Consider the following 13,099-nt stretch of genomic DNA (forward strand, 5'->3'; position numbering starts at 1 on the left):
ACAACGTCGCCGCCGCCGAATGGGTTCTTCAGACTGGCCTCGTCGACCCGAAGAAGATCGTCATCATGGGCGGCAGCTACGGTGGCTACATGACCATGATGGGCGTGACCAAGCAGCCCGAACTCTGGGCCGCCGGTGTCGCCGTCGTGCCCTTCGTCAACTGGTTCACCGAGATCAAGAACGAAGACCCGCTGCTGCGCGAGTACGACATCGCCACCATGGGGGACCCCGACGATCCAAAGAATCGGAAGCTCTTCGAGGATCGCTCACCCGCCTTCCACGTTGACCAGATCAAGGCGCCGCTGCTCATGCTCGCCGGCGGACACGACCCGCGCTGCCCGGCTTCCGAGACCCGCCAGGTCGAGCAGGCCATCAAGAAACGCGGCGGCAAGGTCGAGGTGAAGATCTACGAGAACGAGGGCCACGGCTTCTCGAAGGTCGAGAACCAGATCGACGCCTACACGCGCGTGGCGAATTTCCTGCGCCTGCACGTCCCGCCCGCCGACTGTGGCTGCACGCTGCCGTAAAGCACCAACGCAGTTGTGGCGAGGCCTAGCCCGCCCCGAGCAGGTCGAGGAGGCCTCGAACGCGCAGCCCGAAGGGCGGCATTTGTTCGAGCCCAGGCCGTTAGGCCTGGGGGCCGAGCGTTCTTTTTCGTTATGAGCCCGCTTTAGCGGGCGGCACTGACGATCGCCTTCACCAGCCCCGCCATCGTGTACTCCTTCGCTTCGATGGCGGGCTTCAGGCCGGCCTCGCGCAGCGTCCCCGACGTCACCGGCCCGATCGACGCGAGCTTGATCCCCCGCAGCAGTTCCCTACGGCGCACCAGTGCCATGAAGTTCCTCACCGTCGAGGAGCTGGTAAACGTGATCACGTCCGGCAGGCGCTTCGCGCTTAGAGCAGCTCGCAACCGTCGCTCGGAATCTCGCGGGATCACCGTCTCGTACGCCTCCACCACGTCCACCAGCGCTCCGGCGCGCCGCAGCTCCCGCGGGATCACGTCGCGTGCCACTTTCGCGCGCACCAGCAGGACGCGCTTGCCCCGCACCTTGCCGCGCAGGGCCCGCACCACCGACTCGGCCACGTATTCCCGCGGCATCACCGCGACCCGCAACCCGCGCTCCTCGAGCGCGCGCCCGGTCGCCGGGCCGATCGCCGCGATCTTCAGCCGGCGCAGCGCTGCCGGCTTGACTCGCAGCCTACGCGCCCGCGCGAACATCGCTTCCACGCCGTTCACGCTGGTGAGGATGAGCCACTCGTAGCGCTCGAGTTCCTGCAAAGCCTCGTCCAGCGGACGGTAGCTGCGGGGCCGCCGGATCTCGATGCAGGGGATGGTCTGGACGGTCGCGCCCTCGTTCCGCAGCAGTACTGCCAGGCTCCCTGCCTGCTTGCGGGCGCGCGTGGTCAGCACTCGCCGGCCGGCGAGCGGCTTTCGCGCTCTGGTTGCGCGGCTCACGGCTGCTGCGGCACCGCGACGCTTTTTCCGTACACCTGCTCCAGGATCTTCGCCGCGCCCCGCTTCAGCAGCGTCTCTCCGACGCTGCGCCCCAGCTTCTCCGGGTCCGGACCCGTCCCGCCTTCGCGCATCACATTCGTGCCTGCGGGATCCGCTACCACGGCGATCACGTTCACCTCACCATGCTCCACCCGAGCGTGCGCCCCGATCGGCACCTGGCAGCCGCCGCCCAGGCAGCGCAGCACCGCGCGTTCGCAGTCTGTCGCGGCGCGGTCATCCGGCGAATCGAGGAATGCCAGCGCCTCGCTCATCTTGCTGTTCCCCAGCCGGATCTCGATCGCCAGCGCTCCTTGCCCCACCGCGGGACACATCTGGCTCGTCTCGAAGTATCCCTTGATGCGCTGCGTCAGCCCGAGCCGCTTCAGCCCCGCAGCGGCCAGGATGATCGCGTCGTACTGCCCCTCTTCCAGCTTGCGCAGCCGCGTGTCCACGTTCCCGCGCAGCGGGTGGACATCCAGGTCGCCCCGCATCTGCTTGAGCTGCGCCTGCCGTCGCAAGCTGCTCGTCCCGACCTTCCCGCCCTGCGGCAACTCCGCTAGCGAGCCATACTTCACCGAGAGGAACGCGTCCCGCGCATCTTGCCGCTTCGTGATCGCGGCGACCTCGAACCCCGGCGGCAGCTCCGTGGGCAGGTCCTTCAGCGAATGCACTGCCAAGTCGACCTCGCCGGCCGCCAGCGCCTCCTCGATCTCCTTGGTGAACATCCCCTTGGTGCCGACTTGCGCCAGCGCGACGTCGGTGATCTTGTCGCCCGTGGTCTTGATGACCTGGATCTCGACCTCGTGCCCCTTCGCGCGCAGTTCCGCCGCGATGTGGTTCGCCTGCCAGAGCGCCAGTTGCGAGCCGCGCGAGCCGATGCGCATGCGGGCCATCAGCGGCCCTCGCCTGCCTTTTTCTCGGATAGATTGAAGACCCGTCGGATCAGGTCGATCACGGTAGTCGCTTCCGGGTCCTTCGCGGCCGACTTCAGCGTGCTGATAGGCGCGTGCATGATCTTGTTCACGATGCCGCGTGTCATCGCCTCCACCGCTAGCTCCTGCTCCGGCGTCAGCTTGCCCAGCCGCCCGCGCACGCGGTCAATCTCCGCCTGCCGGATGGTCTCCAGTTGCTCTTGCAGTGAGACGATCGTCGGCACCACCGAGAGCGTCTGGAGCCGCGCCTCGAACTTCCGCACCTCTTCCTCGACGATCTGCTCCGCCCGGTCCGCCTCGCGCTTCCGGTCCTCGACGTGCTCCCCCACCACCTGCTGCAGGTCGTCGATGTCGTAGACGAAGATGCCTTCCAGCTTCGCCATCTCCGCATCCACGTCGCGTGGTACCGCGATGTCGATGAAGAACATCGGGCGGTTCTTCCGGCGCTCCAGGAACAGCCTTCCGTGCTCCTTGCGGAAGATGGCGAACGGCGCACCCGTCGACGTGATTACGATGTCCGCTTTGTCGGCGGTCTCGTACAACTGTTCGAACAGGATGGCCTGGCCCTCGAATTCCTTCGCCAGCTTCTCGGCACGCTCGAACGTGCGGTTCGCCACGAAGATGGTTCCCGCGCCGTGCGCGATCAGGTGCCGCGCCGCCAGCTCGCTCATCTTGCCCGCGCCCACCAGGTACACCGCCTTGCCCTGCAGCGAACCGAAGATCTTCTTCGCCAGCTCGACCGCCACCGACGCCACCGACACCGCCGAGCTCCCGACCGCCGTCTCGCTCCGCACTCGCTTCGCCACCGCGAACGACCGCGACACCAGCGCGTCGAGCTGCGAGCTCACCGCGCCGACCGCGCGCGCGGTGGCGTACGCTTCCTTCACCTGGCCCAGGATCTGCGGCTCACCCACTACCAGCGAATCCAGCGACGAGGTCACGCGGAACAGGTGCCGTACCGCTTCCTTCCCGTCTTTCTCGTACAGGCACCCGTTCAGCGCCGAGGCCTCGGCTCCGAACTGCGTCTTCAGGAATCCGCGCAGGTCGCTCGTGCCGTTCGTGCACCGCGCCAGCAACTCCACCCGGTTGCAGGTGGAGAGGATCATCGCCTCCTCCACGCCGGGATGCTTCGCCAGCTTCGCGGTCACCTCCGGCAGGCGCGATTCCGGGATGGCGAGCTTCTCCCTCACCTCGATGGGTGCACTCTTGTGGTTCACGCCGATGAGCCGGAAGTTCATTGCCCCACGAACCTGTGCACGCCGCTCACGTAATTCGCCGCCCACGCTGCCAGCGCCGCCACAAAGGCGAACGCCACCAGGTACGCTGCCTTTCTTCCGCGCCATCCGGAGCTCCAGCGCGTGTACAGCAGCACCATGTAGACCGCCCACATCAGCACCGACAGCACGATCTTCGGGTCCAGGAAGAACCGCGGCCCGAAGGTCGCGCTTGCCACCACCGCGCCCGCGATCAGGCCGAACGTCATGAACGGGAAACCCAGCAGCAGCGAGCGATAGCCGATCTCGTCCAGCGTCTCGAGCGCCGGCAACCACCCCAACAGCCCGCCCGCACGCTTCGCCTTCAGGTTCCGCTCCTGCAACAGGTACAGCACGCTGGCGGCGAAGGCGAAGAACAGCGCCGCGTATCCGGCCAGGATCAACGCGATGTGCACGATGATCCAGCTCGACCGCAGCAGCGCGTTCGTGAACTGCGGCGGCTCCTGCGCGATGTTCGCCGAAAACGTCAGAACGAACACCACCGGGAACACGAAGATCCCCGGCGACGTCACCCGGTACCGCACGTAGATCACGAAGAAGAACAGCATCACCAGGAAGGCGAGCAGCGATTCGGTCTGGTGGATCGTCACCGGCGCGATGTGTCCCACCTGGATGGCGAACTCCGTGATGGCCACGAAGTGGAACGCCAGCCCCAGGCCTGCCAGGGGCATCAGGACCTTCCCCGCGCCCTCGCTGCGGCGGGTCAGCGCGCCCAGGGCGTACAGCATCCCCGCCCCGTAGAAGACCAGCGCGACCTTGAGCCACAGCATCGGCATTACTTGTTCGGCGTCTCCGAGCCTCTCCCGACCGCATCAATCGCGGTCGAGAGCCAGATTATAGGCCAGCCGGTTTCCCGCCTGTGACGTACGTCACAATCGGCTGTTCGGCTGTAACTTGCTGAAAATACCCGCGAATTAATCCACCCCGAGTTGCTCGAGCAGCGCCAGGATGGCGTCGCCGCTGATGGCCAGCCGCCGTCCCTGCTCGCGCATGTCGGGGATCTCGTCGAAGCCCTGGAACAGCCGCATCTTGGCCGCAGCGTACTGCTCGGGCTCGGTCAATGCGCGGCCGTGCGCGTGCGCCCAGGCCTCGGCCGCGTCCTTCTGCAGGAAGACGCTCACCGAGAACATCACCGTGCGGTCGGCGGTCGCGTCGAAGATGAACTCAGTCGCCGGCGCTAAGGGGTCGCCGGCCATCGCCTCGCGCTTCCCGACGAAGTAGTACTGGTACACGTAGCCGGTCTGTCCGGTGTACGCCTTCATGCGGCGCGTGGTCACTTCGGCTGCTCCGTGCCGCTGTTCGCCGGCGAGACCACCCGCCCGTACGGCGACGTCTTGCCCAGCATCGAGAAGTGCCGCCACGCCGCCAGCGCCACCTCGCCTATCGCCGCCTCGGCCGCTCGCTCGTCGCGGTCGTAGGCCGTCATCACGCAGAAGACGAACGGCCGCCCCGGCGCGAAGATCACGCCCGACGAGTTCCGCACCGCCTCCAGCGACCCGGGTTTGGTCGCCGTCTTCGCGTCGTCCGGCAGCGCGCGCGCCGCGTAGTCGTCTTTGTGCGTCGCCAGCATCGCGAAGAACGCATCCGTGTGCGTCTTGTCGAGCAGCTTGCCGCGATAGATGGCGGCCAGCAGCGCCATCATCTCGCGCGGCGTGGCAACGTTCTCTCGCCCCTCGCTCGCGGCCTTCACATCCATCATCTTGCGCCGCAGCGCCGTCTGCTTCAGGCCGAGCGAGCGCAGCATCGCGTTCACGTTCTCCATCCCGACGCGCTCGATCAGCACGTTGGTCGCCGCGTTGTCGCTCACCGCGATCATCATGGTCGCCAGGTCGCGGTTCGTTACCGTCGTCTTCCCCGGCGTCAGCCCAAGCATGATGTCGCTGTCCGCGACCAGGTCTTCCTTGCGGACGACATAGGTGTCGTCGAGCTTCGCGCCCTTCCCCGATTGGTCCTGTCGGTACAGCTCCGCCAGCACCGCGATCTTGATCGAGCTCGCCTGTGCGAACACGTCGTCCGGATGCATCAGGACGGCATCGCCGCTCGTCAGGTCCAGGATCGCGACGCCCATCACGCCATCGAGCGACTCCGCGATGCGCCGCACCTCGCCCTCGAATCTCGCGCGCAGTGCATGCTGCTTCTCGGTGGTCGGCTTCTCCGGACAGCATCCGGGCTCCTGCGCCGTGAGTGCTCCGCCCAGCGCCAGCGCGCACAGCAACACCCGCAGCCTCATTGTCCCCTCGGGTTGAGCCAGATCTCCGGCGGATTCGACTCCGGCCCCGGTGACAGGATGTGCGGCGTCACCATCAGCATGATCTCCGTCTCCTGCACGTCCTTCCCCCGCGTGCTCGTCAGCAGCGCCAGCCCGGGGATCTGCGAGAGCCCGGGCAGCCCGCGCAGCGACTTGGTCTCCGACGCCGCCACGTACCCCAGGATGATCGCGCTCTCCCCCGCCTTCAGCCGCACGCTTCCGTTGTACTCGCGATTCGTCAGCACCGGCACGCTGTTGAACACCTGCCCGCCCAGCGCCTTGATCGACGTTTCCAGCTTCAGGCTCACGTCCTTGGACCCATGCACTTCCGGCGTCGCCTTCACCGTCAGTCCCAGGTCCTCGAACGTGAACGAGGGGAACGGCGCCTGGAACGACTGGTTCTGGATGACCTGTGAGATCGCCGGCGTATTGAAGATGGGCGCAAAGCTCGCGTTCAAGATGGGAAAACGCGAACCGACGCGGAACGTGGCCGCATTCCCGTCGGAGGCGCGCAGCGTCATGTGCTCGAGCGTCCGCACCTGCGACTCGCTGTGGCTGAAGTTCGCCGTGACCGGCGGGATGCTGATGCCGGTCAGCGAAAGTCCGCCGCCGAAGGTCGCGAACGGCTGCGAGAAGATTCCTGTCTGCTGCGACTGCAGCGCTGCCAGGAGCGCGGCCAGGTCGCCGCTGCCCGCCTGGTTGATGCCGCCCGACGCGATCAGCCGGTTGATTAGGTCCTGGATGTTCGGGTTCTGCTGCAGCACCAGCGCCGACGACGGGATGTTGAAGATGCGGAACTGCAGCGGCAGGTCCACGCCCAACTGCCGCAGCAGCCGGTGGTCGACCTCGTACACCTTTACTTCCAGCATCACCTGCGGCTTGCGCTGCGCGGTGACCTCCACCAGCTTCGCGGCCGCGTCAAGCGCGCCCTTCGGTCCGCGCACCTGGATCAGCGAGTGCGCCGGGTGGATGGAGACGAACCGGATGTCGAACAGTCCGCGGAACACGCCCGCGATCTGGTTCATCTCCTCCGCGCTCGTCGCGCCGGAGACGTAGTACGTGCGCACCGACATCCGCTCGTACTGCCGCCGGTTCTCCTGCGAATCGGCCGCCACCAGGATCTCGTCGGCCGCCAGCGGCACCCAGAACGCCTTCGACATCTGCATCGCGGTGGTCATCGCCTGTGCGAACGTGATGCCGTCGGCGTGGAACTTCACCGGCCGCAAGGCGAACGACTGGTCGAACCCCACCCGCACGCCGAAGCGGCGCCCGATCTCCTCCACCAGCGCGCGCGTGTCGCCGCGGAAGTGGATGTCCTGTGTCCCGCCGCGGGGCGCCAGCTCCGTCTCGCTCGACTCCTCCACCAGTCGCAGCGACGCCGCGATCCGCGGCGCGTCGTCCCCCAGGGCGTCGCGCAGTCGCTGCTGCGCGAATTCGTTCGCCGGATCCAGGTCCAGCGCCCCGCGGAACTCCGCCAGCGCCTCCACCTGCCGCTTGTCGGCGAGATAGAGGTTGCCGCGCTGCAGGTGCGCCATCACCAACCGCTGCCGCACGATCTCGTGGGCGCTTGCGTATTCGACATTTGCCGGGGTCAGCCTTTGCGCCAGGGCGAAGGCGTCAAATGCCCTGTCCAGCTTGCCTTGTTGTTCGAACTTCAAGCCTTGGTTGAAGACGTGCTTGGCCTCGCGGATGTCGTCGCTCGAAGGCGTGCAGCCCGTGACGCCCGCGAATTCCCCGGCCGCGCACACCGGCGCCGCCGGCGGGTCGGCCGCCCATCCGAAGACCGCGAGCAGCAGCACAGCGATGAGTAAGCGCAGCGCCATGGAAGCTTCCGATTGTACTCGCCTCAGACCGCAGCCAGCAGCTCCGCGCAGCAGTCGAAGCAGGCGTCCGGCCCGTGTTCGGCGAGCTGCGCCGCGGAGTAGACCCCGGTCGCGAGCGCGATGATAGGAGTATGCGTCGCTCGCGCCGCCCGGATGTCGGCCGGTGTATCGCCCACGATCACGATGTCCGCGTCGTCCCTGCCCAGCCGCCGCCGCGCCTCCGCGATCCCGGCGCGGAAGATGTCTTCCCGCTTCTCGTTGCGGTCGCTGAAGCTGCCGAAGGCGAAGAACGGACGCAGCCCGCCCGCCTCCAGCTTCAGCCATCCGATGCGCTCCAGGTTCCCCGACGCCACACCCAGCAGCTTCCCACGACTCGCCAGCAGCGACAGCAGGTCGGCCACGCCGTCGCAGACCTGGGGCGCCAAGCCACTCGCGTTCCGTTCGACCTCGGCACACATCACTTCCAGCGCCCGCGCGAGCTCGCCGGCGCCGTCGTCCGCGCGCCCCGCATGCGCGAGCACCGCGCGCAGGATCCCCGGGTCGGTGCTGCCGTGCACCGGGACTTCGTCGATGCGCGTCTCGATCTCAAACACCTCGCGCAGCGCGGCATGAAACGCGTCGTAATGCACGCCGTCGCGGCTGTTGAGCAGCGTGCCGTCGATGTCGAAAAGGTAGGCGTCCGCCTCGATCCAACGGTCGGCGCCATTCGTGCGGGAACTCACTTCTTCTGGGATGCTCCGCCGGCCGGTTGCGGCTGGTCCTTCAGGATGATGTGCCGGATGCTCCTTGCCTTTCCGGTGTGCTCGTCGGCCTCGACCAGCACGGCGCACAGCCACGGGTCGCCCGTTGCCGGCGAGAACTTGCCCGGCATGCTGGTGAGGAAGCGCTGCAGCACCTGCTCTTTCTCCACGCCGATCACGCTGTCGTACGGCCCCGTCATCCCGACGTCGGTGCAGAACGCGGTCCCGCCCGGCAGCACGCGCTCGTCCGCCGTCGGCACGTGCGTGTGCGTCCCGACCACCGCGGTGACCCGCCCGTCGAGGTACCAGCCCATGGCCATCTTCTCGGAGGTCACTTCGGCGTGCATGTCCACGAATACGATCTTGGCCTTCGCCTTCTGAAGCAGCGCGTCGACGGTGCGGAACGGGTCATCGTTGTCCACCATGAACACGCGCCCCTGCACGTTGATCACCGCGTACGGCACGCCCCCGCGCGTCTTCCCCTCGAACATGCCCGTCCCCGGGCTCTTCTCCGGATAGTTCGCCGGACGCAGCAGCCGCCGCGCGTTGGGCGTGTCGCCGTTCGTCGACGCCAGGTAGTCGTAGATCTCCTTCTTATCCCAGATGTGGTTGCCGGTCGTGACCACGTCTACGCCCAGCTCGAAGAAGTCTTCCGCGATCTGCGGCGTGATGCCGAAGCCGGCGGCCGCGTTCTCGCCGTTCACGATCGTCAGGTCGACCGCGTGCTCGCGCACCAGCGCCGCCAGGTGCTTGTAGAGCAGGTCGCGGCCCGCCCGGCCGAACACGTCGCCGACGAAAAGGATGCGCACGTCTTGATGGTAGCAGAGCGCTAGCGGAGTTCGGCGGCGCGCAGAAACTCGTAATTCCCCGAGGGATTCAGCCGGATGTTCGCCACCCGCCGCGAGTGCACCGCCACGTTGTCGAAGTACCACAGATCGATGTACGGCAGGTCTTCCGCCAGCACCTGCTGCAGTTCGGCGTAGATTTGCTTGCGCTTCCCCTGGTCGAGCTCGCGCCGCCCGGCGTCGATCAGCGCATCCGCCCGTGGACTCGAGTAGTAGCCGCGGTTCGCGCGCTTGGGCGGCGTGCTCGTCGAGTAGAACACGTACTCGAAGATGTCCGGGTCTTCGTTCCCGCCGATCCACCGCAGCGAGAACAGCTGGAAAGACCCCTTCGTCACGTCCGAGTAGAACGTGGCAAACTCGAACGTCCGGATGTCGAGCGCGATCCCCGCCGCGCGCAATTGCTGCTGCAGCACCGCCGCCATCAGCCGCGTCGATTCCTCCGTCGAGGTCTTGATCGTCAGGTGAAACCGGATGCCGTCCGCGCCGCGCTTGTATCCCGCTGCGTCCAGCAGCGCGTTCGCCTTCTCGGGATCATGTTCGTACTTCGCGACCTCGCCGTTGTATGCCCAGTGCTGCGGCGGCAACACGCTGTCCGCCGGTCGCGCCAGCCCCCGCCACAAGTATTCGATCAGCGGCCGCCGGTCGATGGCGTGCGCGATCGCGCGCCGCACGCGCACGTCCTTCAGGATGGGGTCGCGCAGGTTGAATGCGAGATACGCCAGCGTCGTTCCCGGCTCGGCCTCTACCACCAGCTTCTTCTGGCTCTCGACCGTCTTCACCATGTCGGCAGTGAGCGCGTTGATGGCGATGTCAGCCGAGCCCTTGTCGAGCTCGAGCGCGCGCGTCGTCGTGTCCGGCACGACCGCGAAGCGCACCCGCCGCAGCTTCGGCTTCTCACCCCAGTACTGCTCGTTGCGCTCGATCACGACCTCTTTATCCAGCTCCGCGCGCACGAATTGGAACGGACCCGACCCGACCAGCGACCGGTTGAAGTCCTTGCCGCTGCCGTACGGTACGATCCCCATTGAGCCGTTCGACAGGTTCCAGAGCAGGGGTGCGAACGGTTCCTTCAGGCGAAAGACCACGGTCGCTTCGTCCGGCGACTCCACGGCGGCCACCAGCCGGTACGCCCCGGCGCGGGCGCTGACCACCGTCCCGTTCAGCAGCGAATCGAACGTCCACTTCACATCCCGGGCCGTCAGCCGCCGCCCGTCGTGAAACTTCACGTCCCGCCGCAGGTGGAAGATGTAGGTGAGCGGGTCGGGGATCTCCCAGCGCTCGGCCAGCGCCGGCTGCATGTTGAAGTGCTCGTCGCGCCGCACCAGCGAGTCGAACAGCAGTGTCCCGATCCGCTCGGAAGCCGCATCCGTCCCGATCCGCGGGTCGAGGTTCGCCGGGCTCGACTCGATGATCATGACCAGCGTGTCTCCCTCGGGCTTGCGCGCGCACGCCACCAGCGGCAACAGCACGAGGAGTGGCAGCAGCTTATGCATGTGAGATCTTGCCCAGGATCGCCGGACGCCGCGCCCCGGTGGCGGACGGCAGGTTCGAGGGCTGGTGTTGCCAGGTCTGATAGGCGAGCACCGCGAACGCCGCCGCTTCCTTCGCTTCCGCCGGCATGCCCAGGTCGGCCGAGGTCCGCACCGCCACTCCCAGCGGCTTCAGGCGTTGCGCGAGCATCCGCATCAGGCTGCGGTTCTTCGTCCCGCCGCCGGCGGCGATCATCTCCGCCTTCGTTCCCCGGAAGCGCGGCAGCGCAAAGTGCTCCACGGCGTCTCCGATCGAACGGGCCGTCAGCGCGGTCGCTGTCGCGATGATGTCGGCCTTGCTCGCTCCGCGGCAGCGCTGCAGGAACTGGCCCACGAACTCCCGACCGAATTCCTCCCGGCCCGCAGTCTTCGGCGGACGCTGCCCGAAGAACGGCTGCCGCAGGATGTCGCGCAGCACGCGGTCCATCGCCTGACCGGTCGCGGCGACACGCCCGCCGCGGTCGCAGTCTTCGCCGTACAGCCGCTGCATGCACGCGTCGATCACCATGTTGCCCGGTCCGGTATCGAACGCGATCACCCGCTCCGGCTTCGCGCCTGCCGGGATCGCCGTAAGATTCGCGATCCCGCCGATGTTTTGCGCGATGCGAGCCCGCGTGCGGTGACGGAACAGCATGTAATCGAGGAACGGCACCAGCGGGGCGCCTTTGCCACCTTGGGCCACGTCCGCCGTCCTCAGGTCACTGACCACCGGTACGCCGGTCCGCGCCGCCACCACCGCGCCCTCCCCCGTCTGCCAGGTGCACGCCACGTCGTACCCCAGGAAGCGCTGCGGGTCGCCCTGGTGATAGATCGTCTGGCCGTGACAGCCCACCAGTTGCAGCCCCGCGCCGAACTTCTTGCGCGCCGCGTTCACCGCCTCCGCATACAGCTCCCCCAAGGTGAAGTTCAGCCGGGCAAGGTCCGCCACGCTCGCCGTCCCCGCGTTCATCGTCGCCAGCACCGCAGCCCGCACCTGCCTCGGGTATGGGACGTGCAGGTGCCCTAGCAGCCGGAGCCGGGTCGTTACCCCGCGTCCCAGCAGCCGCACCACTGCGACGTCGATGCCGTCGGCCGATGTCCCGCTCATCACGCCCGCTACGATCAACTCTGCCTCGCTAGTACGCCAGCTGTCGATGCACGATGTCCGTGAACTTCTGCAAGCGCGCGCGCAACTCCCGCACCGTTACCGCGCTCGGCGCCGGTGCTGTCCGCAACCACGCTCGCATCTTCTTCTTATACGCGAGCACGCGCTTCGCCCGCTGTTCCACCAGCGCGGCGAACCTCGCGTCGCGCTCTGCTTCCCGCACCACCGCCTCGAACGTGCCGCTCACGTGCGCCTCGTTATGGCAGACCAAGTAGACGTCCGCGCCCGCGCGCAGCGTCTCGACCGCGGCCTCCTCGATCGGCGCCGCCGCTAGGACCCCGCCCATCTCCAGGTCGTCCGAGAGCACCAGCCCGCGATAGCCCAACTTCTTCCGCAGGACCTCGCCCATCCACTGCGCCGACAGCGACGCCGGCTTGCGGTCACCGGTGACCTCCGGATACGCCGCGTGCGCCACCATCACGAACGGCAACTGCGCTCGCAGCGCGCGATACGGCGCCAGGTCCTCGTCCCAAAGCCGCTTCCACGGCTTCGCGATCGCCGGCAGCTCGTGATGCGTGTCGAGGTTCGCCTCGCCCAGCCCGGGAAAATGCTTCCCGCAGCCGATCACGCGCGCCTCCCGCAGCCCGCGCAGGAACTCCCGAGCGTAGCCCACGGCTTCGCTCGGCTTGGCGGAGACTGCCCGGGACCCCAGCACCGTGCGCGACGGCGCGAAACCCAGGTCCAGCACCGGCGCGAAGTCCGTATTGAATCCCAAGGCCCGGCACTCCTCGCCGATGAGCTTGCCATGCTCGCGGAACAGCTTCTTGTCTCCCGTCGCGAACACATCCGCTGCCGCCGGCGCCGGGTGAACTACACCCTTCAACCGGTCGACCGTGCCGCCCTCCATGTCCACGCACAGGAATGCCGGCCTAGGCATCAGCCTTTGGCAGCCGGTAACCAGCGCGTGCGTCTGCCGCGCGCTCTCGATGTTGCGCGCGAACAGGATCACGCCGCCCGGCTGCGTCTCGCCCACCAGCTTGCGCAGGCGCGGTCCGACGGAGGCCCCGTCGAATCCCATGATCAGCAGTTGTCCGGCGGCGCGGCGCAGAGAGGCGCTCTTCCCTCGCAT

Annotated in this window: 13 protein-coding genes; 1 reads left to right on the forward strand and 12 read right to left on the reverse strand. The window is 67.4% G+C overall.

The features are described from left to right. The coding region (locus VLA96_05105; protein ID HSE48567.1) for a prolyl oligopeptidase family serine peptidase at positions 1-527 on the forward strand (527 nt) is incomplete at its 5' end. Positions 528-670: 143 nt separating this feature from the next. On the opposite strand, the gene VLA96_05110 is transcribed toward VLA96_05105, so the two are convergent. From VLA96_05110 to nagZ, 12 genes are all read right to left on the reverse strand, one after another. Further along, positions 671-1,456, reverse strand: a complete 786-nt coding sequence (locus tag VLA96_05110) for a uroporphyrinogen-III synthase (protein ID HSE48568.1) — start codon at positions 1,454-1,456, stop codon at positions 671-673. After that, positions 1,453-2,388 (reverse strand): hydroxymethylbilane synthase, encoded by a 936-nt coding sequence (hemC, locus tag VLA96_05115; protein HSE48569.1) that lies wholly within the window; start codon positions 2,386-2,388, stop codon positions 1,453-1,455. Before hemC ends, VLA96_05110 begins: the two co-directional genes overlap by 4 nt. Further along, the gene (hemA, locus tag VLA96_05120) at positions 2,388-3,665 is read right to left on the reverse strand and encodes a glutamyl-tRNA reductase (protein ID HSE48570.1); all 1,278 of its coding nucleotides are present in this window, start codon (positions 3,663-3,665) and stop codon (positions 2,388-2,390) included. Before hemA ends, hemC begins: the two co-directional genes overlap by 1 nt. Beyond that, positions 3,662-4,477 carry a cytochrome c biogenesis protein CcsA gene (gene ccsA / locus VLA96_05125; GenBank protein ID HSE48571.1) on the reverse strand — a complete coding sequence of 272 codons (816 nt, stop codon included), beginning with the start codon at positions 4,475-4,477 and terminating at the stop codon, positions 3,662-3,664. Before ccsA ends, hemA begins: the two co-directional genes overlap by 4 nt. Positions 4,478-4,615: 138 nt before the next feature. Then, positions 4,616-4,978, reverse strand: a complete 363-nt coding sequence (locus VLA96_05130; protein HSE48572.1) for a hypothetical protein — start codon at positions 4,976-4,978, stop codon at positions 4,616-4,618. Further along, positions 4,975-5,931 (reverse strand): serine hydrolase, encoded by a 957-nt coding sequence (locus tag VLA96_05135; GenBank protein HSE48573.1) that lies wholly within the window; start codon positions 5,929-5,931, stop codon positions 4,975-4,977. Before VLA96_05135 ends, VLA96_05130 begins: the two co-directional genes overlap by 4 nt. Beyond that, a complete protein-coding gene (locus tag VLA96_05140; protein ID HSE48574.1) occupies positions 5,928-7,772 on the reverse strand; it encodes a hypothetical protein in 1,845 nt (614 codons plus the stop codon). The genes VLA96_05135 and VLA96_05140 overlap by 4 nt, the downstream gene beginning before the upstream one ends. Before the next feature lie 23 nt (positions 7,773-7,795). After that, the gene (locus tag VLA96_05145) at positions 7,796-8,494 is read right to left on the reverse strand and encodes an HAD family hydrolase (protein ID HSE48575.1); all 699 of its coding nucleotides are present in this window, start codon (positions 8,492-8,494) and stop codon (positions 7,796-7,798) included. Further along, on the reverse strand, positions 8,491-9,321 hold the full coding sequence (locus VLA96_05150) for a TIGR00282 family metallophosphoesterase (GenBank protein ID HSE48576.1): 831 nt from the start codon (positions 9,319-9,321) through the stop codon (positions 8,491-8,493). The genes VLA96_05145 and VLA96_05150 overlap by 4 nt, the downstream gene beginning before the upstream one ends. A gap of 20 nt (positions 9,322-9,341) precedes the next feature. After that, the gene (locus VLA96_05155) at positions 9,342-10,850 is read right to left on the reverse strand and encodes an ABC transporter substrate-binding protein (GenBank protein HSE48577.1); all 1,509 of its coding nucleotides are present in this window, start codon (positions 10,848-10,850) and stop codon (positions 9,342-9,344) included. Continuing rightward, a complete protein-coding gene (locus VLA96_05160) occupies positions 10,843-11,991 on the reverse strand; it encodes an anhydro-N-acetylmuramic acid kinase (protein HSE48578.1) in 1,149 nt (382 codons plus the stop codon). Before VLA96_05160 ends, VLA96_05155 begins: the two co-directional genes overlap by 8 nt. Before the next feature lie 10 nt (positions 11,992-12,001). Then, entirely contained in the window at positions 12,002-13,099 is a 1,098-nt protein-coding gene (nagZ, locus tag VLA96_05165) for a beta-N-acetylhexosaminidase (GenBank protein HSE48579.1), read from the reverse strand.

The sequence above is a fragment of the Terriglobales bacterium genome (genome assembly GCA_035457425.1).
Classification (GTDB): domain Bacteria; phylum Acidobacteriota; class Terriglobia; order Terriglobales; family Acidobacteriaceae; genus JACPNR01.